Annotated in this window: 15 protein-coding genes; 6 read left to right on the top strand and 9 right to left on the bottom strand. The window is 66.3% G+C overall.

The window, feature by feature from the left end; translation table 11 throughout:
• Window positions 1-39: 39 nt before the first annotated feature.
• From AC1DRP_RS09660 to AC1DRP_RS09630, 7 genes are all read right to left on the bottom strand, one after another.
• Entirely contained in the window at window positions 40-1533 is a 1494-nt protein-coding gene (locus AC1DRP_RS09660) for an EAL domain-containing protein (RefSeq protein WP_441506118.1), read from the bottom strand.
• Between the two features lie 128 nt (window positions 1534-1661).
• The gene (locus AC1DRP_RS09655; protein WP_476768392.1) at window positions 1662-3452 is read right to left on the bottom strand and encodes a hypothetical protein; all 1791 of its coding nucleotides are present in this window, start codon (window positions 3450-3452) and stop codon (window positions 1662-1664) included.
• Window positions 3453-4388: 936 nt separating this feature from the next.
• The gene (locus AC1DRP_RS09650) at window positions 4389-4883 is read right to left on the bottom strand and encodes a peptide deformylase (protein ID WP_441506116.1); all 495 of its coding nucleotides are present in this window, start codon (window positions 4881-4883) and stop codon (window positions 4389-4391) included.
• Window positions 4884-4900: 17 nt separating this feature from the next.
• A complete protein-coding gene (locus AC1DRP_RS09645; RefSeq protein WP_441506115.1) occupies window positions 4901-7105 on the bottom strand; it encodes a 3-hydroxyacyl-CoA dehydrogenase NAD-binding domain-containing protein in 2205 nt (734 codons plus the stop codon).
• 23 nt (window positions 7106-7128) lie between these two features.
• Window positions 7129-8337, bottom strand: coding sequence for an acetyl-CoA C-acetyltransferase (locus AC1DRP_RS09640; RefSeq protein ID WP_476768391.1), 1209 nt, complete (start codon window positions 8335-8337; stop codon window positions 7129-7131).
• Window positions 8338-8476: 139 nt separating this feature from the next.
• On the bottom strand, window positions 8477-10273 hold the full coding sequence (locus tag AC1DRP_RS09635; protein ID WP_441506140.1) for an acyl-CoA dehydrogenase C-terminal domain-containing protein: 1797 nt from the start codon (window positions 10271-10273) through the stop codon (window positions 8477-8479).
• Between the two features lie 232 nt (window positions 10274-10505).
• Window positions 10506-11060: a MerR family transcriptional regulator gene (locus tag AC1DRP_RS09630; protein WP_441479735.1), complete on the bottom strand. Its 555-nt coding sequence runs from the start codon at window positions 11058-11060 to the stop codon at window positions 10506-10508.
• Window positions 11061-11335: 275 nt separating this feature from the next.
• On the opposite strand from AC1DRP_RS09630, the gene AC1DRP_RS09625 reads away from it, so the two are divergent.
• The 3 genes from AC1DRP_RS09625 to AC1DRP_RS09615 all read left to right on the top strand — a co-directional run bounded on the left by AC1DRP_RS09625 (window position 11336) and on the right by AC1DRP_RS09615 (window position 16770).
• Window positions 11336-14875, top strand: coding sequence for an SEL1-like repeat protein (locus tag AC1DRP_RS09625; RefSeq protein ID WP_476768390.1), 3540 nt, complete (start codon window positions 11336-11338; stop codon window positions 14873-14875).
• Window positions 14876-15070: 195 nt separating this feature from the next.
• Complete coding sequence (locus tag AC1DRP_RS09620) at window positions 15071-16000, top strand: sulfite exporter TauE/SafE family protein (protein ID WP_441506112.1); 930 nt, start codon at window positions 15071-15073, stop codon at window positions 15998-16000.
• Window positions 15997-16770, top strand: coding sequence for a TIGR02186 family protein (locus AC1DRP_RS09615; protein WP_441488850.1), 774 nt, complete (start codon window positions 15997-15999; stop codon window positions 16768-16770). The genes AC1DRP_RS09620 and AC1DRP_RS09615 overlap by 4 nt, the downstream gene beginning before the upstream one ends.
• A gap of 67 nt (window positions 16771-16837) precedes the next feature.
• On the opposite strand, the gene AC1DRP_RS09610 is transcribed toward AC1DRP_RS09615, so the two are convergent.
• Both AC1DRP_RS09610 and mobB read right to left on the bottom strand, forming a co-directional pair.
• Complete coding sequence (locus AC1DRP_RS09610; RefSeq protein WP_441506111.1) at window positions 16838-18094, bottom strand: molybdopterin molybdotransferase MoeA; 1257 nt, start codon at window positions 18092-18094, stop codon at window positions 16838-16840.
• A gap of 7 nt (window positions 18095-18101) precedes the next feature.
• On the bottom strand, window positions 18102-18632 hold the full coding sequence (gene mobB / locus AC1DRP_RS09605; RefSeq protein ID WP_441493552.1) for a molybdopterin-guanine dinucleotide biosynthesis protein B: 531 nt from the start codon (window positions 18630-18632) through the stop codon (window positions 18102-18104).
• 241 nt (window positions 18633-18873) lie between these two features.
• Between mobB and AC1DRP_RS09600 the strand changes: the two genes are divergently transcribed.
• The 3 genes from AC1DRP_RS09600 to AC1DRP_RS09590 all read left to right on the top strand — a co-directional run bounded on the left by AC1DRP_RS09600 (window position 18874) and on the right by AC1DRP_RS09590 (window position 21451).
• Entirely contained in the window at window positions 18874-19104 is a 231-nt protein-coding gene (locus AC1DRP_RS09600) for a sulfurtransferase TusA family protein (protein ID WP_441493551.1), read from the top strand.
• A 26-nt stretch (window positions 19105-19130) separates the two neighbouring features.
• Window positions 19131-20264, top strand: coding sequence for an Mrp/NBP35 family ATP-binding protein (locus tag AC1DRP_RS09595; protein ID WP_441493550.1), 1134 nt, complete (start codon window positions 19131-19133; stop codon window positions 20262-20264).
• A 164-nt stretch (window positions 20265-20428) separates the two neighbouring features.
• Entirely contained in the window at window positions 20429-21451 is a 1023-nt protein-coding gene (locus tag AC1DRP_RS09590) for a MerR family transcriptional regulator (RefSeq protein ID WP_441506110.1), read from the top strand.
• The last annotated feature ends 3 nt before the right edge of the window (window positions 21452-21454 follow it).

The following is a 21454-nucleotide window of genomic DNA, read 5'->3' as shown; positions in this document are numbered from 1 at the left end:
CCGGTTTAGGCCGTCGCAACGGGCAGCGATAGGGTTTTGTCAGGCGCTGGCGCGGCGTAGCACGGCGCGGAACGGCAGGCGCTCCGGCGCCGGGCCTTTCTGCGCAGGCCCGCTCGGCGGGGCTGGCAGCGCTGCCGCAGGCGATGTGCCGACGGTGGGATAGCCCAGAATCTCGGCCGAGATCCGCGCGGCGGGCCGCTCGGGCTCGGGCACTGGAGCGGCGGGTTTCGCCGGCTCGGGATCGGCAAAGACCTCCGGCTTGACCGGCCGCGGCGGTGAAATCACCAGCCCCTGGGCATAGGTCACGCCAAGCTCGATCATGTCCGCGACAGTCGGATCATCCTCGATCTTCTCGGCGACGAGGATGATCGAGGCCCGCGCGAGCTGAGCCGCGAGATCGGCGGCGGCGATATCGATCGAGGAACGCTCGGCTTCAGCCTGCAGCAGGGCGGCCGGCACTTTCACGAAGCGAATGCCACGATCATGCAGCGATGCCGGGTCGAACCGAAGATCGCCGACATGGTCGAGCGCGAAGCGCACGCCATTGGCGGACATCGCCCCCAGCAGGCCAAGGCTGGTCGGCTCCAGAGCGCGGAAGACGCGCTGCGGCATCTCGATCACCAGATGGCCGGCGTGCTCGCGATATTTCTCGAGGATACGGGAGAGGGTCACCAGAGCCTGCGACGAGGCCCAGGTTGCGGCGCTGAAATTACAGGCCACGAACAGGCCGCCGTCCTTGGATCCCAGATGGCGCGCGATCGCCAGCGTACGTGTCAGCACCAGTGCATCGAGCGTCGGGCCGAAACCCCGCTCCTCGACGATCGCCAGGAATTCGGCGGGGAGCAGCAAGGTGCTCTCGTCGAGACGCAGACGGACCAGCGCCTCGTAGCCACGTGTCCGGCGGTGCGGCAACTGCACGATCGGCTGGAGATGGACCTCGACCTTGCCCTCGGCCAGCGCGGTGCTGATGATCGCGGCTCGTTCATCGGCAGCGCGCAGCTGCTCGGCCTGAATGGCCTCCGCACGCGCTGCAGCAAGCGCCTCGCGATGCGCAATGCGGGCAAGCTCGGGAGCAGGCGCCGGCGGCGGCGGGGGAGCGGCTTCGGCATTGCGCCGGGCCTGCGCAGCCGAGAGTTGCGTGTCGTGATCTGCCAGCGTCGTTGCGACTTGCTGCAACAGGTCGCCGAGCAATCCGACCTCGGCCGTCAGTTCATTGATCGCAGCACGTGCGGGCGCGGCATCGGCCTCGCTCATCGGCAGTTGCTCGACACGCTGCGCCAAACTGTCAAGCCTGATGGCATTGGTAGCCAGGCGAACCTTGACCTCGCCGATCGCCGCGAAGATCTGCTCGCGCTGCGCAAGGACACGTCGCTCGTAGAAGATCGCGGATGCCGCCAACCCTGCCCCCGCCAGCAGGAGGCCGGCGGCGTTGGCCAGCGCTCCCGGCAAGGCGAGAACCGCGATTGCGCCAGCCGCCACGCCGGTCACGGCACTGGCGAGAGGATGCAAGGCGGTAAGGCGGACAGGGGCCAAGGCGACGACCGCGCGAAAGAGGTTGCTGGGGAATGAAAGCGACGAATCACTCTGCTACCCGACATTAACCGTCTGTTCACGCGCATGCGAGGGCCATGGACGAAAAGCGGCGACGGTCGGGAATTCGCTTAGTGAACGCCGCTGGCTTCAAGCCGACGCGGCCCGAGATCCGACATGATCCGGTCGATGACGGCTTCGCTGAACCCCATCCGCGACAGGTAAAGCCTGGCGTCGATCGCGAAGAGCGGAGCCGCCTGCGCCAGCCGTCGCAGGGCCGCTGAAACGCCCGGCTCATCATGCTTTCCCGCAAAGTGGAGGGCTCGGCCAAGCAAGCTGAGCGGACTGTCATCGGCGACGAAAATGGCGGCATGCGCATCCGCGAGCTTGTCATTGCCCATCAGATGCTCGGCCAGGAAGGCGTAGAAATCGTACCAGGCAGGACGGCCGCTGCTGGATGCCACAGCCCGCTGCAGCAGCGGCAGGCCTTCCGCAGGCTGACCGATCTGAACATAGCGCGCGCCGAGATCGGCCATGATGTCGGGATCGTAGGGATTGCGGACGAGCGCGGCCCGGCCCGCCCTGAAGGCATCTTCATAGGCGCCACGTGCGAAGTAAACGTCCATCATGGCCTGCTGCGCGCGTGCGCTGGACGGCGCCAGCCTGACCGCCGTCAACGCGGCGCTCAAGGCGCGATCGAGCGGCGAACCAGGCAGTGGATTGAGTCCGGCGGTGTATTCGTCGACCGTCAGCAGGGCGAGCTGCGACCAGGCGGGATGGAAGGCAGGGTCGCGCTCCAGAACCGCCTCCAGGCAGTTGCGGGCGGCCAGGTGATCTTCGGCGCGCATGGTGCGGCGGATATTCAGCGCCTGGAAGACACAGCGCATCGGCGACGCCGTCATCGTCTGGCGATAGTCGGCGTGAATGATGCCGAAGGGCTCGGCAAGCCTGACTGCGAGCCGTCGGGCGATCTCGCGCAATTCCGGAGCGTCCTCGCCCTTCGGCAATGTCCGGATGGCAGACGTCGTCCAGACCACACGACCGTCCTTGACGGAGCGCAACCGGCCGAAGCCTTCCGTCGCCCCGCCTTGCCGCGTCGCATTCATCTCGAAGACATAGTCGGCGCCGCTATAGAGGTCCGCGCCGGCGGCCGGCGTACGAACGGTAACGAGATCGTCGAATCGAGCCAGGGCATCGACCAGGAGCCGCGTGAAGGCCTGCACCAGCCCGGCCAGCTCCGGATCGTCGGCCGCGCCGCTCAGCGATACGACGACCATCGGCAAATGAGCCGACGCGCTCGATCCCGCGCGACGCGCTGCCTCCTCGATCAGTTGAGCCTGGCGCACCAGCGGGTCGGGTTGCGGTGTCGTCTCGAGCGGCGGGAGGTAGTGCCAAGTGGCGAGAGGCACGATCACGAGGACCAGCGCTAACACGGCGAGCCAGTGCCCGAGCCTGAAACCGTGCCTGCTCGGCCGCTCAGGGACCGGCAGCTGGGCCGCCCTGGCGTCGCCGGGCGCCATGCGCTCCTGCGCCGGCTCGGCCGGCATCCCGGCAGCCCCAAGATGTTCAAAGACAGGGACGTAAGCGCCGACCGGCATGGAAATGCGGATCGTGTCGTCGGCGCCATCGCCCTGATAATACTGGCCTAGCGCCCTGCGCAGACGACCGGCCTCGACCCTGACGATGGGGTCGGACTGCGGGTCGAAATCTGCCGGTCGGCCGAAGGCCTCAACCGCAATGGTGTAACCCTTGAGTTCCGAGCTGCGCCCTTCGATGCGGCGCTCCACGATGAAGTTCAGAAATGCGGAGAGCTGCGGTGCACTGCGAAACGCATCCGATGTCAGGATGCGTTCAAGGGCCTCACGGACAGCGAGAGCCTCCGGGTCTGCGAGCCGGTCGGTATCCTGACTGCTCTCGACCATTGGGGTTTGGTCCAGTTTGTTCCCCCCTTCATCCAAACTACGCCAAAACCGACGTTACGTCATTCGCAACGTCGAAGCGACCGGGCGACCGCGGCGCGCAGTGGTGCCCCGCCTCGCCCGCAATTTACAGCCCGCTTTGCGCTGTTAGGTTGAGAGAAGCTTAATTGTACAGGATGCGGCCGACAGCCTTCGTCTCGCAGCCGGGCGAAAACCCCCGTGATTTCGAAGCATTCTGCATGCCATTCGGCGTGTGCCGGCTCGTCAAGCAGACCCGGCGCATGGTCGCGTGCCGAAGCGTGTTTTACTAGGGCCGCGTAGGTAAGCCGGTAATGGGTGGCCCGGCCAGATGGCGGCGCTCAATGCGAAGCCTGCAGGCAGGCCGATCATCCCGGCGTTCAAGCCCCTGCCGACCAGCCGGACTACACCCCTTCCGTTCCGTTCGATCGCCTCGAGGTCTTTGCCGCGGAGCCCTGCTCGCTGTGCTGCCTCCAGGAGGTCTCGACCACGTCTTCTTCGCAGRCCAGCCTACCGAAGGGGTAGACACCCTGATGAAGAGCGCGCGGCCCCGCCGGAACGTCTCCCGGGAGGGAGCTGGGACGCACCTGAGCGGCTGCAGGCTCGGCCATCGCGGCGTCGGATCTGGCGGGATTTCGGTCAGCGGCATCGTCCGCAAGCACCCATTTTTCGGTGGATTGCTCTCAGATTCCGGCCATCCCCGTCGCAGCCGCGCTCGCGAAAAGCAGGCACTTGCGAAGGGCGAATCGGAATGTCGCGCGCGTTTCGCGCGCTTGAGCGAATCGTCACGTTTCGGTCGTCGTGTCCGGTTCCGGGCCAGTCAGGGGTTCGGCCGACCCATCACCGCCCAAAGGCTGCCGCAGGCGCCTGCGAGAGGCTGCGCCAGGCTCCGGTTCTGCCAAGGGCCGGCGAGCGGCAAGATCACGCACGCCGCAGCTTGTTGTAGCGGGCGATCAGCCTGTCGCGCTTCAGGCGTGACAGGCGATCGACCCAGAAAATGCCGTCGAGCTGATCGATCTCGTGCTGGTGGCAAACGGCGAGCAGGCCATCTGCCTCTTCGAACTGTTCCGCACCGTCCAGGTCCCGATAGGTGACATGGACGCGGGCATGACGCTCGATCTCGTCTGCAACCCCCGCCATCGAAACGCTGCCCTCGTGGTGGCGGATCATGTCAGGTGAAGCCCAGGCGATCGCCGGGTTCACATAGGTCCGAACCTCACCCGGCGACAGCTCCAGCACGACCAGCCGCTGGAGAAGACCGATATGCGGCGCCGTTATGCCGATGCCGGGAGCCGCCCGCATCGTTTCCAGCAAATCGGCCGCGAGCGAGCGAAGCACCGCATCGAAACGCGTCACCGGCTCGGCTGCCATGCGCAGCCGAGAATCGGGAAAGCCAATGATCGGCCGAATCGTCACGCGGTGGCCTCAGGGGATTATGCGGCAGCCTTCTTCTCCGCATTGCCATAGTAGCTCTCGCCCGTCTTCGCCATGCGCTTGAGCTGCCGGTTCGGCCTGAAGCGCTCTCCATGGGTCCTGGCGAGCTTCTCGCAGAGCTTCACGAAGACGGCCGCGCCCATGTTGTCGATGTAGGAGAGCGTGCCGCCCGAATAGGGCGCGAAACCGAAGCCGATGATCGAGCCGACATCCGCCTCGCGAGGATCGGTCACGACACCTTCCTCATAGGTGCGGGCAGCTTCCAGGGCCTGGGTGACGAGCAGGCGTTCCTTGAGCTCCTGCATGTCGATGAGCTCGGGGTCGAGCCGGTTCTTCGTCAGCTCGGCAAGCCCCGGCCAAAGCCGCTTCGGGCCGGCTTCCGGATAGTCGTAGAAGCCTTTCCTGTTCTTGCGGCCGAGGCGGCCATGCGTCTCGACCATCTCGGTGAGCAGTCTTTCCTGCGCCGGATCGACCGCCTGTTCGCCGAGTTGGGCCTTGGTCGCCTTCAGCACCTTGTAGGCGAGATCGACCGCGACCTCGTCATTGAGGGACAGCGGACCGACCGGCATGCCGGCCTGCTTGCCGGCGGCCTCGATCATCGCCGGGGGCACGCCCTCCATCAGCATCAGATGGCCTTCGCGGATGTAGTTGCCGACACAGCGGTTGGCATAGAAGCCGCGCGTGTCGTTGACGACGATCGGCGTCTTCCTGATGGCGCGGACGAAATCGAGCGCCATGGCGAGCGCCTTCTTGCCGGTCTTCTTGGCCATGATGATCTCGACCAGGAGCATCTTCTCGACCGGCGAGAAGAAATGCACGCCGATGAAATTCTTCGGGCGCTGCGAGTGCTGGGCGAGCCCGGTGATCGGAAGCGTCGATGTATTGGAGCCGAAGATCGTCCTTGGTCCGACCACCGCCTCGACCTTGGCGATGACCTCGGCCTTGACCTTCGGATCCTCGAACACGGCCTCGATGACGAGATCGCAGCCCTTGAGATCGGCATAGTCCGCCGAGGCGATGATCCGGCCGAGCAGCGCGTCGCGGTCGGCCGTCTTGGCGCGCCCCTTCATGATCTGGTCGGAAACCAGCTTATGCGAATAGGCCTTGCCCTTCTCGGCCGCCTCGATGTCGCGGTCGATCAGGATGACGTCCAGGCCTGCCTGGGCGGTGACATAGGCGATGCCCGCGCCCATGAAGCCTGCGCCGACAACGCCGACCTTCTTCAGCCTGCTCGCCGGGACATCGGCCGGGCGGCGAGCCCCCTTGTTCAGCTCCTGCATCGAGACGAAGAGCGTGCGGATCATCGAGGCCGCCTCCTTCGTCCGCAGAATTTTTGCGAAATAGCGGCTCTCGACCCTGAGGCCGAGATCGATCGGCAACTGCAGGCCCTCATAGACTGCGCTCAGGATGGCGCGTGCGGCCGGGTAGTTGTCATTCGTCTCGCGGCGATAGATCGCGTTGGCCGGTGGCCAGATCTGCATGCCGGCGGGCGAATAGACCTTGTTGGAAGGCAGCTTGAACTTGGGATCGTCCCAGGGCGCCTTGGCCTGCGGATTGGCCTTCAGCCACTCCCGGGCGTTCTGAAGCATCTGATCCCGCGGCACGGCCGCATGGACGAGGCCGCTGTTTCGGGCCGGCAGCGCCTTGATCTGCTCGCCCTTGAACATCATCTGCAGCGCGTCGCCGGTCTGCATCAGGCGCGAGACACGCTGCGTACCGCCGGCGCCGGGGAAGAGCCCGACCTTGATCTCGGGCAGGCCGACGCGGGTTGAGGCATCGTCCGAGGCGACACGATACTGGCAGGCGAGCGCAAGTTCGAAGGCACCACCGAGGCAGACGCCATGGATGGCGGCTGCGAACGGCTTCCCGCAGGTTTCGAGCTTGCGATAGAGCAGCGAGAGCTTGCGGCTTTCGTCGAAGAAGGTCTGCATCGCAGCCGCTTCGCCCTTCTCCCTGGCAAGCCCGACATAGAGGTCGCGCAGCCCCTGGAGCATGGTCAGGTCCGCACCGCCCGAGAAGGCTTCCTTGCCGGAGGTAATGACGCAGCCCTTGATCGCCTCGCTCGAGACGACATGGTCGATGACCTGGTTCAACTCGGCCATGACCTCGGGGGTGATGACGTTCATCGAACGGCCGGGCATGTCCCAGATCAGGGTCGCAATGCCGTCGGCGTCGGTCTCGAAGCGGAAATTGGTGAGGTTCATAGGTTCTCTCCCCTTCGTGCCGATCAGACGCGTTCGATGATGGTCGCGACGCCCATGCCGGCGGCGACGCAAAGCGTGACGAGTGCGGTCTGCTTGTTCGTGCGCTCGAGTTCGTCGAGCACAGTGCCGAGGATCATCGCGCCCGTGGCGCCGAGCGGATGGCCCATCGCAATGGCGCCGCCATTGACGTTGAGGATGGCGTCGTCGATGTCGAAGGCCTGCTGATAGCGCAGCACCACCGAGGAGAAGGCCTCGTTCAGCTCGAACAGGTCGATATCCCCTGTGGTCATGCCGGCCTTTTTCAGAACCAGCTCCGTGACGTCGACCGGCCCGGTCAGCATCAGCGCCAGATCGGAACCGACAGTGGCGAAGGCCCGGATGCGGGCGCGCGGCTTCAGGCCAGCCGCCTTGCCGCCCTTCTTCGAGCCGACGAGCACGGCAGCCGCACCATCGACGATACCGGAGGAATTGCCGGCGTGATGCACGTGATTGACGAACTCCACATCGGGGTGAGCCGCCGTCGCGACGGCATCGAAACCACCCATCTCGCCCATCTGGACGAAGGATGCCTTGAGCGCTGCCAAGGCCTGCATGTCCGTATTCGGACGAATGGTCTCGTCGCGGTCGAGGAGAATCAGCCCGTTAACGTCGGTGACCGGGATGACCGAATTCCTGAAGCGGCCTTCAGCCCAGGCGGCGGCGGCCTTCTTGTGCGAGCGCACGGCAAAGGCGTCGACATCGTCACGCGAGAAGCCGTATTTCGTGGCGATCAGATCGGCCGAGACGCCTTGCGGCATGAAATAGGTGTCGATCGCGACGGACGGATCGACCGCAATGCCGAAGCCCGAGGCGCCCATGCCGACGCGGCTCATGCTCTCGACGCCGCCACCGATCGCCATCTCCTTCTGGCCGGCCATGACCTGCGCCGCGGCAAGGTTCACCRCGTCGAGGCCCGAGGCGCAGAAGCGGTTGATCTGCACGCCCGGCACTTCCTTGCCGTACCCCGCCTTGAGCGCGACGGTCCGCGCGATATCGGCGCCGGCCTCGCCGACCGGATCGACGCAGCCAAAGACGACATCCTCGACCAGCTTGGGCTCGAGCTTGTTGCGGTCCTTGATCGCACGCAGCACCTGCGTGCCGAGTTCGATCGCCGTGACCTCGTGCAGGGAGCCGTCGGCCTTGCCCTTGCCGCGCGGCGTCCGAACGTGATCGTAGATGAATGCGTCAGCCATCAAGGCCTCCCGGGCTCGCCGCAATGGCGGCTCGTTGTTGGGACTTCGCCAACATGGCCGGGCATGTCCCGGCCATCTGGAAGCGAAGGCAATCTGCAAGCGATGCCCGGGTCAAGCCCGGGCATGACCTTTGGTCTGCTCAGAACTGCTCTGCCGAGAGCGCCATGGTGGAATCGGCGCCGGCCGTGATCCGTGCCAGATGCGCGGCCGTCTCCGGCAGGGTGCGCTCCATGAAGAAGCGCGCGGTGACGAGCTTGGTGTTCATCCGCTCGGTCGCGCCATTGGCACCGGCTTTGAGCTTGTCCTGCGCAGCCTTGGCGATCTTCACCCACATATAGCCGAGCGAGACGAGGCCGAGCAGGTGCATGTAGTCGGTTGCGCCGGCACCGGCATTGTCAGGCTTGGCGAGGGCGTTGTTCATGAACCACATCGTCGCCTGCTGGAGATGACCGAGCGAGGCCAGCAGGGGAGCGAGCAGCGGCTTCAGCCCCTCGTCCTCGCCATGTTCCTTGATGAAGCCGCCGACCTCGTTGAAGAAGGCCATGATGGCGCGGCCGCCGTCTCGGCCGAGCTTGCGGCCGATCAGGTCCATGGCCTGCACGCCATTGGCGCCCTCGTAGATCATGGCGATGCGCGCGTCGCGCACGAACTGCTCCATGCCCCATTCGGCGATGTAGCCATGGCCGCCATACATCTGCTGGGCCTTCACCGCGTTGTCGAAACCGACATCGGTCAGGACACCCTTGAGCACGGGGGTCATCAGTCCAAGCTGATCGTCGGCGGCCTGGCGTTCGGCGGCATCGGCAGAACGGTGGGCGACATCGGATTTCAGCGCGTTCCACAGCACGAAGGCGCGCGCAGCCTCGTTGAAGGCCTTGATCGACATCAGCGTGCGACGGACATCGGGATGGACGATGATCGGATCGGCAGCCTTGTCCGGCTCCTTGGCGCCGGTCAGCGCCCGTCCCTGGAGGCGGTCCTTGGCATAGGCAACAGCGTTCTGATAGGCGACCTCGGACTGGGCGAGCCCCTGGATCGCGACGCCGAGGCGGGCCTCGTTCATCATCACGAACATGACGTTGAGGCCCTTGTTCTCGGTGCCGATGAGCCAGCCCCTGGCACCGTCATAGTTCATGACGCAGGTCGAATTGCCGTGGATGCCCATCTTGTGCTCGATCGAGCCGCAGGAGACGCCGTTGCGCTCGCCGACCGCGCCGTCGGCGCCGACCACGTTGCGCGGCACCACGAAGAGCGAGATGCCCTTGACGCCGGCGGGAGCCCCCTCGATGCGGGCGAGCACGAGATGGATGATGTTCTCGGTGATGTCCTGCTCGCCGGCCGAGATGAAGATCTTGGTGCCGGAGATCGCATAGGAACCATCGCCATTCGGCACGGCCTTGGTCTTGATCAGGCCGAGATCGGTGCCGCAATGCGGCTCCGTCAGGTTCATCGTGCCCGACCAGACACCCTCGACCATCTTCGGGATATAGGTGCGCTTCTGCTCCTCAGTGCCGTGCACGTAGAGTGCGGCGATCGCGCCCATGGTCAGGCCGGGATACATCGAGAACGCCATGTTCGCCGCCGAGGCATATTCGTTCATCACGGCGCCGAGCGTATAGGGCAGGCCCTGGCCGCCATATTCGGGATCCATGGCAAGTCCGATCCAGCCGCCCTCGGCATAGGCCTTGTGCGCCTCCTTGAAGCCCTTTGGCGTCGTCACGGATCCGTCAGGGTTGCGCTTGCAGCCCTCCTGGTCGCCGGAATGGTTCAACGGCTGGAGCACTTCCTCGCAGAGCTTGGCACCCTCGCCCAGCACCGCCGCGACCACATCGGGCGTCGCATCCGCGAAACCCGGCAGGTTGTTGTAGCGTTCGATGTTGAAGACGTCGTTGAGCAGGAACAGGGTGTCTTCGACGGGCGCCTTGTAGACCGGCATGGTGTCCTCCCTCTCGCGCAGCGCGGCCGCCTGCAGAATGCGATCYGGGGCAGCCATTCATCAGATAGTTTATATATAAACAATCTATGGGTGACTTGTGAAGAGGGCTGGGCCATTTTGTTGCCGCACCCTGTCGCGTTTCCCATCCGCAGCGCATGACAAAACGGCCCCGGACACAAGTCCGGAGCCGTCAATCCCGATCAAATGATCGATAATCCGTGCCGTGAGGCGCTCAGGCCTTGTCGAGGCCCGCAAGCGTCGCTTCGAGCTCGGCGATCGCGCCTTCGATCTCGACCTGCTGCGAGCGCAGCAATTCGAGCTGCTCGGCAATCTGCCCGCGGGTGAGCTGCAGCCCGCCGACCGAAGCCGACTTCTCTGCGCCGGCCTCGCCCTTCTTTTCCTCATTGGCGAGCATGGCGCGGATTTCAACCAGCGTGAAACCGAGCTGCTTGCCCTTGAGGATCAGCGCAAGCCGCGAGCGATCGCGGCCGGAATAGATGCGCGTCATGCCCGAGCGGGCCGGAGCAAGGAGACCGCGCGATTCATAGAAGCGAAGCGTGCGCAGGGTCACCGCGAAATCGCGGGCAAGGTCGCTGATGGTGAAACCACCAGCCGAGTCGGCTTCACTGGAAGTAGGCGTGGACGATGTGCGGCCGGTATCTGAAGAGCCGGCCGCCATAGCATTGCTGTGGCGCGACATGGAGTTCCTTAAAAAGTTTGGACGCAGGGAACCGCCGGCATCGGTGGCGACGAAGTTCCGTTGGGTAGGGGGAATAGCTCGCCCCATCTCCTAGCGTCAGGTAATATCGGCCAATTGGGGGTAAATTACGGTTACGAGCCCGGCATTCGTGCTGCCCCTGTCCGGGCGTTTGCAAAAAATTAACGGCCGGCCCCCGGATATTAACCGTCCGTTTACCGTGACGGCCAAAAGTCGGGTCTGCGAGCCAGGCCGTCGTCAGCGGCAACTGAATCTTCACGATCGCCTGTTTCGCGCGGGGAAGCTGCGGCGCCAGGGGGCTGCGCATCCCGACTGAAGACCGGTCCCCTTAGGCGAGCGAGATCATGGCCAATAGCTTGCCCTGGAGCGTCAAGGGCGTTGATCCGCGCACCCGCGATGCCGCAAAGGCCGCGGCGCGGCGCGCCGGAATGACCCTGGGTGAATGGCTGGACCACAAGATTCGCGTCGAGGCGGAAGAGAGCGAGCCGACAGCCGCCCCTCTGGAGCAGCTCGACATCGCAGCGCTGTCCGAGCGCCTCGCCAAGCTCTCCCAAGGGCAGATGGAAACCTCCTCGCAGGCCGCAGCAAGCGCTGCGGCGCCGCAGTTTGCTCCCGAGATGTCGCGGGGCCAGATCGAGGCCGCGTTGTCGCAGGCCGCCCTCGCCGAGCGCATGACCCGGGAATCGAGCGCCAAGACGGCCGGCGCCCTGGATTCGATCGCGCGCTGGATCGAGAAGACCGAGAACCGTCTCGTCAGCGGCGAGCGCAGTAACGCCGAGCGTCAGGAACGCGCCACCAACGTCATCGCCGACGCGATCAAGACCATGGGCGAGCGCATTGCCGAGATCGAGCGCAAGGCGGTTGATGCCCAGAGCAAGGCTGCCGCCGCCCGCCCGGCCCTGAATCGCGATGGCCTGGCCGCAGCGGTGACGGATATCCGCACGCGCCAGCGCATGCTGGATACCGATCCCGAAGCCGCCGCCTCGGGCCGGACAGGCCTGAGCGAGAGCCGGGTCGCGGCCTTGCGGCAGGATCTCCGATCGTTGGGCGAGAGGGTCGGCGCCAGGGRCGACCATCCCTCTCTCATGTCCGAGCGCCTCTCCCCGGCTGCGGCGTCACGCCAGGTCGAAACGCCCGCACTGGAAAGGCTGATTGCCGATCTCGGTTCGAAGCTGGAGCGGCTGGACCGGAACGACCGTATCGAGCCTATCCTGAAGCCTCTGGCGCGGATCGAAACCGAAGTCGCCCGCCTCGCCCGCGAGAATTCCGGCGAGAGCTATGCCCGTTTCGAGCTGGAGCTCGCGCATCTCGCCGCCAAGGTCGACGCACTCGCGGCGCGCGGCAGCGACCGCGCTGCACTGACCCCTGTGCTTCGCGACATCGCAGAATTGCGTGAACTGCTCGCCACGAGCACCGGCGATAACCGCCTCGGCGATCTTTCGCATCAGGTTTCGGCTCTGGCGGGCGAAGTCGCCCGGCTGCGCGACGGGCAGCCTGATGCACTCTCGATGCGTGGCCTGTCCCAGGCGATCGAGGACGTGCGCGACGCCCTGCTCACCGACCGTTTCGGCGATCCCGCCCCGCTGCTTTCGCTGTCGCGGCAGGTCGAGGCGCTAGCTGACAAGGTCGATTCGCTGCCCGTGATGCGCCCCGAGGTGATCACGTCTCAGACCGAGCAACTCTTCGCGCGGCTCAACGAGATCGGCGCCTCCGGCTCTCCGGCATCGAACGAGCTGTCGCGCCGGATTGAGGCCCTCATCATCAAGCTCGAGGATGTCTCCGATCGGCAGCCGAACCAGCTCGCGGACCGGATCGACAGCCTGCAGCACCAGATCGAGACGCTGGCGGATCACGGCCCGGCAGCAGTCATGAAGCAGATCGAAGGGTTGGCTGCCCGGATCGAGAGTCTCGCAGCCTCCAGCAACCTGACCCAGATGGTCCATGACGGCGGCAACGTACAGGTCGCGCGCGTCGACATGCGCCCGGTTGAGGACATGTTGCGCAGCCTCGCCGAGAAGATCGACGAGGCGGGACGCCCTGGCGCCGAATCCGATTCCTTCGATGCACTCGAACAGCAGATCGCCGGCCTCGCCAGCCGGCTCGACGAGGCCGTCGCGACGCGTTCGGCCGAGACCGGGATCGAGCGCACGCTGCAGGACCTCGTGCGACACCTCCAGACCGTGCGCGAGGACACCGCAGCCGCGGCCGAACGTGCCGCACGCACCGCCATAGCCGATATGGCGAGCAAGCCCCCCGCTCAGGCGGGAGGCTTTGCTGAGCTGAGCACCCTGGTTTCCGGACTGCGCGAGAGCAACGCCGCCTCCGGCCGGGAGACGCAGGACGCGATCGGCGCCGTCCATCAGACCCTCGAGACGATCATCTCGCGCCTCGCCAGCCTCGAAGCCGAGCTCGGCCTCGAGCGGAAGGAGGTCGCGCTCGCACCGGCCCCGGCGGCCGCGGCGCGCCCCTCCACCATGCCGTCGACGCGTGGCCTTGCACTTCCTGCCAGCATGAGCGCCGCGATCGAGGATCGCTTTGGCGCCCGGCTGGAGACGACCCGGCCGGCGGAACGCGCAGCAGAAGCGCCTGCCGCCAGGTCCCATGACCTGCCGCTCGAACCGGGCTCGGGCCGGCCGCGCCAGGACACACCGGCCGCTCCGGCCGCGGCAGCCCAGGATCCTCAATCGGTCCGCCAGAACCTGATCGCTGCGGCACGGCGTTCGGCAAAGGCGGCCTCCGAAGCCGCAGCCTCTGTGCCCGCGGCGGAAGCCGAGCGCAGCGGCACCAGCACCTCCAAGGGCGGCAAGCTCAAGGAGATCATGGAGAAGCGTCGCCGCCCGCTCCTGCTCGGGCTGGCCGCTGTCGTTCTTGCCATGGGCACCGCCCATGTCGTCACCGGCGCACTGCAAAGCCCGAAGACGAAGGCCGCCGGCAACGAAACCGTTCAGACTCCTGCCTCCGCTCCCGCCGTCGCTGCCCCGGAACCCGCCGCCCCGGAAGCTCCAGCCAAGCCCACGAAGGATCAGAGCTCGGTGCTTTCGCCGGTCGAACTCGGCCCGGCCGCCGCCTTCGCGGGACCGGCAGCCCCGATTCTCGGCTCTCCCGAAACCACCAGCTCGACCACCCAACCGACGGCAACCGCCGCGCTGCCGCCAGCGACCGCGCCCGACCCGGTTCAGGCCGTCACCGGGCTCGGCGACCTGCCTGCCGGATTTGGAACGCCAGGCCTGCGCAAGGCCGCCCAGGCAGGTGATGCCCGTGCCGTCTACGAGCTCGCCAGCCGCGCGGCCGATGGCAGCAACGCGACACGCGATCCGAAACTGGCCTTGCGCCTGTTCGAACGCGCCGCGGTCGCCGGGCTGGCGCCAGCGCAGTTCCGACTGGCCAACATGTTCGAGAAGGGCGTGGGCACCCAGCGCGACATCGCACTGGCGCGGGTCTGGTACTCCCGTGCCGCAGAGCGCGGGAATGCCAAGGCCATGCACAATCTCGCCGTGCTTTATGCCGAGGGCGTCGACGGCAAGGCGGACTATGCGACGGCGACGGAATGGTTCCGCCGCGCCGCGGACGCAGGCGTGCGCGACAGCCAATACAATCTCGCCGTTCTGCTGGGCCGCGGCCTCGGCGTGCCAGCCGATCTCAGCCAGTCCTATCTCTGGTTCGCCATCGCCGCCAAGCAGGGCGACGACGATGCGGCCCGCAAGCGTGACGAAGTCGCCGGACGCCTCAACCCCAACGACCTGGCAGCGGCGAAGCTCGCTGTCGATTCCTGGAAGGCAAAGGTGCTCGAGCCTGGCGCCAACGAGGTTGCGGCACCGGCACAGGGTTGGGAAGACAATACAAGCGCGGCCGTCAGGAAGCCCGCAAAGCCAGCTCGCAGCTAATGCATGACAGGCAGGCCCCTGGCCTGCCTGTCATGGTTTCGACGCGTTACGCAGCCATCAGAGGTTGATCGCGACTTCAGCCGATCCGGCCGCAACACCTTCTTCGTCCACGATAAGGATTTGCCTAACCGGATTGGTGCAATCTGGGACGAGCCGGCGCCGAATCTCATGCCGCGCCGGCACACGAGGGCAAAGGTGCAGATTTATCTCCCGATCGCGGAACTGCCGATCAGCATCCTGATGGTGCTGGGTCTGAGCGGTGCCGTCGGCTTCATCTCCGGCCTGTTCGGGGTCGGCGGTGGCTTCCTGCTGACCCCTCTTCTGATCTTCCTCGATATCCCTCCGGCAGTTGCCGTGGCGACCGTGGCCGCCCAGGTCGCCGGCTCGTCGATGACCGGCGTCCTGACCTACTGGCGCCGCAAGGCGCTCGACCTCAAGCTCGGCAGCGTCCTGGTCGGCGGGGGCATCATCGGCACCATTTTCGGCGTTCTGTTCTTCAACTCGATGCGCCGGCTCGGTCAGCTCGATCTGGTCATCACCCTGTCCTATGTGACGCTGTTCACCATCATTGGCGGATTGATGCTCTATGACGCGCTGCGCTCGGCGCTGCGCGCCAAGGCGGGCAAGCCGGCACGCCGGCGCCGTCAGGCCGGCACACATCCGCAATGGATGAAGCTGCCCTGGCGCATGCGTTTTCACAGTTCGCAGCTCTACGCCAGCGTCATCCCGATCGCCGCGCTCGCCATCGTCATCGGCTTCATCGGCGCCGTGCTCGGCGTGGGCGGTGGTTTCATCCTGGTGCCGGCGCTGATTTACTTCTTCCGCATCCCGCCGGCGGTCGTCGTCGGCACCTCCTTGTTCCAGATCCTGGTGACGATGACGGGCGCAACCATGCTGCACGCCCTCACAAACCAGTCGGTCGACCTGATCCTGGCGGCACTGCTCCTGGTCGGCGGCGTGATCGGGGCCCAGTTCGGCGGCCGCGCGGCGCGCAACCTGAATGTCGACTCCTTCCGTCTGCTGCTTGCGCTGCTGATCCTGTCGGTGGGCCTGCGCTTCGCGATCGAGCTGTTCATCCCGCCCAGCGACCCCTTCTCGGTAGTCCTGCCGGAGAGCGCGCGATGAAGGGCTTCAGGTCCCTGGCCGCTGCGTTGCTGCTGACCTCCATCGCGGCCACTGCCCCGCGTGCCGAAACGCTGATCGCATCCGTGTCTAGCCATCAGATCCAGATCTCCTCGAACTATACCGGCGATCAACTGACGGTCTTCGGCCTGGTCGAACGCGGCGGGCGGACGGTGGCGCGCGGCGACCCTTACGACATCGTGGTGACGGTGCGTGGGCCACAGCGCATGCTGATCGTCCGCGAGAAGGAACGGCTCGGGCCGATCTGGATCAACCGGACGCAGCGGCGCTTCGTCGATCGCCCGATATTCCTGATGGTGTCGAGCAACCGGCCCCTGAACGAGATCGTCAACGAGGATGCGGCGCGGCGCGACAGGATCGGGCTGGCCAACACCCAGCGCAACTTGCCGCCGGAGCTCTATTATGAGGAGAGCACTGTGCGCTTTCGCCAGGCGCTGATCCGAATCCTCGAAGACAAGGGTCTCTATGCGCAGGACGAGCGCGGCGTCACCTTCCTGTCGGAAACATTGTTCAGCGCGCCGATCGATGTGCCCGCCACCGCACCGACCGGCTCCTACGAGATCGAGATCGCGCTCTATTCAGGCGGCGCCATGCTGGCGCGCCAGACCACCAATTTCGAGGTGATCAAGACCGGCATCGAGCAGCGGCTGGCGACCGGCGCACATGACCATCCGCTCCTCTACGGACTGGCCACGGCGGCCATGGCGCTGCTTCTGGGCTGGCTCTCCAGCGTCATTTTCCGGCGCGACTGAGCATTGGCCCGAAAAGCTAGGCCATCGGACCGGATACGATTTCCGGTCCGATGATCTAAACCCGGCGCTACGCGACCAGGAGATCATAGGCGAGGAACGGCACGAGGGTTCCGGACTCGAGGTATGTCAGGTCCTCCGCGAGCTCTACCAGCCCGTGCGTGCGCGTCAGCGAGGTCATGACCCCGGCCCCGTCCAGAGGATGCTTGGACGCGATCATGACACCGTCCGCTCCAGGAGCGAGCGAAACACCGACATACTCACGCCGCCCGGGCTTCTTCCGATAGGGGAAGCCGAGCCTTACAGGCAGCGGCACCGGGGCAACATGGGCCGAGCCGGCAAGCCGTGCCAGGACCGGGCGTGCGACAAAGGCGAAGGTGACGAACACGGCAACCGGATTTCCCGGCAGGCCAATAAACGGCACGCCTTCGATGACGCCCATGGCCACCGGCCGGCCCGGCTTGATGCCGATACGCCAGAAGACCAGCGCGCCGACCTGTTCGACCGCCGCCTTGACGTGATCCTCCTCTCCGATCGAGACGCCGCCGGAAGTCAGGATCAGGTCGCAACTCCGGGCCGCGCCGCTCAGGCGCGCAGCCAGGCTGCCCGGCTCGTCACGCAGGATGCCGAGATCGACCACATCCGCCCCCGCCCGCGCCACCATGGCACGCAGCGCAGCGCGGTTGGCGTCGTAGATCGCGGCCGGCGGCAGGGGCAGGCCCGGCTCCGCCAGCTCATCGCCCGTCGAAAAGATCGCGACACGCGGCCGGCGGCGAACGTCGACAGAGGCATGACCGAGCGCAGCCAGCAGCGCGAGATCCTGCGGCCGCAGGCGCCGGCCTGCCGACAGGGCGGTCTCTCCACGCGCGATATCCTCGCCGGCCGGTCGGGCATTGGCACCGCGTTTGAGGCCTCCGGGCAGACGGACGAAGCCTTCTTCCGCTGTCACATCCTCCTGCATGAAGACGGTATCGGCTCCTTCCGGTATCGGCGCGCCCGTAAAGACCCGGACGGCCACGCCTGCAGTTGCAATGCCCGCCGCGTCAGTGCCGGCGGCAAGCCGGCCTGAGAGCGCGAGGCGGGTCTCTCCTGCCGACGCCAGATCGACGAAGCGGACCGCATAGCCATCCACGGCAGAATTGGCGAAGGGCGGGAGATCGAGGCCGGCCACGACATCGCTGGCGAGAACCCGACCATCGGCGTCGGCCAAGGCGACCTGCTCCGTGCCCTCCACCGGCCGAATCCGCTGGCCCGCAAGGTCAGCCGCTTGCTCGATGCTCATCAAGGGGCCACCGAAGGCGAAAGTATCCTCGCTGAGTTGCGCCATTCTGCCCTCAACCCTGTTGCTGCACGCGAGCCAGAATGGCGGTGAGCGGCTCGGCGCAAGAAAGCACAATCTCTGCGATTGCGCCGATGTCGTCGAGATCCACGACAGGGCAGCCCGCCTCGGGAAATGCGCTGTCGCAGGCGATCGCGACGATCATGGGGTCGCCCGGGTGCAGCGGCGGCTTGCCGTTGGCTGCGCGATGCACCTCGATCTTGAGATGCGGCTCGCGCTTGAACCCCTCGATGATCACCAGATCGACCGGGGATAGTCGCCGGAGCAGATCCGGCAGATGCGCTTCCGGCTCGCCGCGCAGTTCATGCATCAGCGCCCAGCGGCGCTCGGACGAGATCAGCACCTCATGCGCGCCCGCCTGACGGTGTTCGTAGGAATCCTTGCCGGGCTTATCGAGGTCAAAGCCATGGTGCGCGTGCTTGACCGTGGAGACCGAGACACCGCGGCGTGCAAGTTCCGGGATCAGGCGCGTCAGCAAGGTCGTCTTGCCGGCACCGCTCCACCCTGCCAGGCCGATCACACGCATCAAAGCTGAATCCCCCAAAACACGATCGGGCACAAAGGCACCCTGTTGTCATCTGGCACGCCCCCTCCCCGGTCAAGCCAAGTGGATGGGACCGCCACGGCTCATGCCCGCGATCATCGCGCCCCGTGCGATGCCGACAGGGCAGCAAGGCCTCTCGCGCTCCGCTGCGGCGAAGGGCCGGTGGTTGCTCCCGCGCAAGAAGCCATCATATGAAGCACTGCGTATTCGACAGGCTCGGCCCATGATCTCGATCCCCCTCAATCTGCGCGGCTTGAAATGCCCCTTGCCGACACTGCGCGTGCGCAAGGCGCTGAGGAGCGCCGACGCCGGAGCCTTGTTCGTCGTCGAGTGCACCGATCCCATGGCGGCGATCGACATTCCCAACCTGATGCGCGAGACGGGCGACGCAATCGAGCTCAGCCGTTCCGAGGGCGAACTTCTCGTCTTCCACATTCGCAAAGCTGCGGCCTGACGCCGCGCCAGCCGGAGTACGCCTTCGTGGCCCTGACCGAATCCGACATTCTGCGCGCGCTCGAGCTGGTGAAACTGCCCGCGAGCGGCCAATCGCTGCGCGCTTCCGGCCGTATCGCGGAAATCCTGATCGACGGCGGCAAGGTGATCTTTGCGATCGGCATCGATCCGACCGAGGCTGAAGCGATGGAACCCGTGCGAAGGGCCGCGGAAAGCGCGGTCGGCGGTATTCCGGGCGTCACCCAGGTTCTGGTCGGGCTCACGGCAGACAAGGCGCCGTCGCGACCGGCGCCCTCTGCCGCCGCGCAGGCACGCCAGCAGGCGCACGGCCAGCCAGGTCCCGGCGGGCCGATGCCAAAGGCCGCCGGCGTGCCCGGCGTGAAGCAGATCATCGCGGTGGCCAGCGGCAAGGGCGGCGTCGGCAAGTCGACGACCACGGCCAATCTCGCGGTCGCGCTCGCGATGCTCGGCCTCAAGGTCGGCGTACTCGACGCCGATATCTACGGTCCCTCCGTGCCCAAGATCTTCGGCATCACCGGTAAGCCGCGCCTGGTCTCCGGCCGGACGCTGGCACCGATGGAGGCCTATGGGCTGAAGATCATGTCGATCGGCTTCCTGATCGACGAGGAGACGCCGATGATCTGGCGTGGGCCGATGGTGATCTCGGCCATCACCCAGATGTTGCGCGAGGTCGCCTGGGGCGAACTCGACGTGCTGGTCGTCGACATGCCGCCCGGCACGGGTGACGCGCAGCTCACCATGGCGCAGCAGACACCGCTCGCGGGCGCAGTGATCGTCTCGACGCCTCAGGATCTGGCTCTGCTCGATGCCCGTCGCGGCGTCGCCATGTTCAAGCGCGTCGAGGTGCCGATCCTCGGTATCGTTGAGAACATGAGCTATTTCGTCTGCCCGGAATGCGGCCACCGCTCCGACATCTTCGCCCATGGCGGGGCGCGGCACGAGGCAGAGCGGCTGGGCGTGCCCTTCCTTGGCGAGATCCCGCTTGCCATGCCGATCCGCGAGACCTCGGACGCCGGCCGGCCGATCGTGGCAAGCGACCCAGAAAGCGCCCATGCCAAGGCCTATCTGGCCATTGCGAGGCAGGTTCAGGCGGGCCTGAGTGGCAAGACCCGGGCCGCGCCCCGCATCGTCATCGAATAGAGGCACCCCCCCCGGCCCGAAATCAGAACTCGGCGGCGAGYGGACACTCGCCTCCGGCCTCATGCCGCGAGCGTGGAGGCGGCCAGACATCGCGAGCGCGTTGTTGACCCGGCCCCTGGGACCGCCCCGATAAGGGCAGCGGTCAGCCGGTAACGAGGTGATTCGTGAGCTCTTGCACTCCTTTCCTGAACCCGGCCGAGGCGGCCAGGCGGCTTGGTGTTTCCGCCAAGGCGTTGCGCATCTACGAGCAGCGCGGACTGGTCGCCCCGGTCCGCACCATGGCCGGGTGGCGCGCCTATGGCCCCGCCGAGATGGCTCGTGCCGCCGAGATTGCCGCATTGCGCGCGCTTGGGCTGAGCCTCGTCCAGGTGGCGCGCGTGCTTGGAGGCGATGCCCAGGAGCTGGAACCGGCCCTGGCGGCTCACCAGGCTTCGCTCGAGGAGCGTGCCCGTCAGCTCGCAGGAACGCTGGAGAAGGTCCGCAGCCTGCGGACTGACCTTGCCAGAGGTCAGGCACCCGCGGCCGGAGAACTGGTGCGCCTGCTGGAGCCCGCAATCGAACGCGGCGTCGCCTTCGATCTGCCCTGGCCCTGGGGCGGCGAACGGTTTGAGCTGCGCGAAATCCTGCCGCTGACCTACATTGTCGGCCCGCTCGGCAGCGGCAAGACGCGGCTGGCCCGGCGCCTGGCCGAGGTCTTGCCCGATGCGGCCTTCCTCGGGCTCGATCGGATCGCGGCTGACGGCGCAATCGGCCGGGCAGACATGGATTCCGATCCGGCATTGAAGTCTCGGGTCGCCAGGACCCTGGCCCGGCTCGTCGACGACGGYGCCCGGATGTCTGGTGCGCTGGCCGCCCTGGTCGCCGAACTGGAAGCGGAGGGTCCCGCGGTCCTGGTCGTCGACATGATCGAGGACGGGTTGGATCAGGCCACACAGCAAGCCTTGATCGCCCATCTGCGCGGCCGCGGGCCGCATGGACGGCCGCTCTTCATGCTCACGCGCTCCTGCGCGATTCTGGATCTGGCAGCCGTTGGGTCCGACGAGGCGATCATCCTCTGCCCTGCCAATCACAGCCCACCGGTCCGTGTCTCCCCCTACCCCGGCACTCCCGGCTACGAGGCCGTCGCCACCTGCCTCGCCTCACCCCAGGTGCGGGCGCGGATCGCATGCCCACCCCGGCTGGCGTAATCA

Source organism: Allobosea sp. 01N443 (genome assembly GCF_056399325.1).
Note: the sequence above shows the minus strand (reverse complement) of the source record. Positions and strands in the feature narration are given on the sequence as shown.

Excerpts from the sequence above, each read along its gene's own strand:
- AC1DRP_RS09655 (WP_476768392.1), bottom strand. The coding sequence starts at position 3,452 with ATGGTCGAGAGCAGTCAGGATACCGACCGGCTCGCAGACCCGGAGGCT.
- AC1DRP_RS09645 (WP_441506115.1), bottom strand. The coding sequence starts at position 7,105 with ATGAACCTCACCAATTTCCGCTTCGAGACCGACGCCGACGGCATTGCG.
- AC1DRP_RS09635 (WP_441506140.1), bottom strand. The coding sequence starts at position 10,273 with ATGCCGGTCTACAAGGCGCCCGTCGAAGACACCCTGTTCCTGCTCAAC.
- AC1DRP_RS09630 (WP_441479735.1), bottom strand. The coding sequence starts at position 11,060 with ATGGGGCGAGCTATTCCCCCTACCCAACGGAACTTCGTCGCCACCGAT.
- AC1DRP_RS09615 (WP_441488850.1), top strand. The coding sequence starts at position 15,997 with ATGAAGGGCTTCAGGTCCCTGGCCGCTGCGTTGCTGCTGACCTCCATC.
- AC1DRP_RS09610 (WP_441506111.1), bottom strand. The coding sequence starts at position 18,094 with ATGGCGCAACTCAGCGAGGATACTTTCGCCTTCGGTGGCCCCTTGATG.
- mobB (WP_441493552.1), bottom strand. The coding sequence starts at position 18,632 with ATGCGTGTGATCGGCCTGGCAGGGTGGAGCGGTGCCGGCAAGACGACC.
- AC1DRP_RS09600 (WP_441493551.1), top strand. The coding sequence starts at position 18,874 with ATGATCTCGATCCCCCTCAATCTGCGCGGCTTGAAATGCCCCTTGCCG.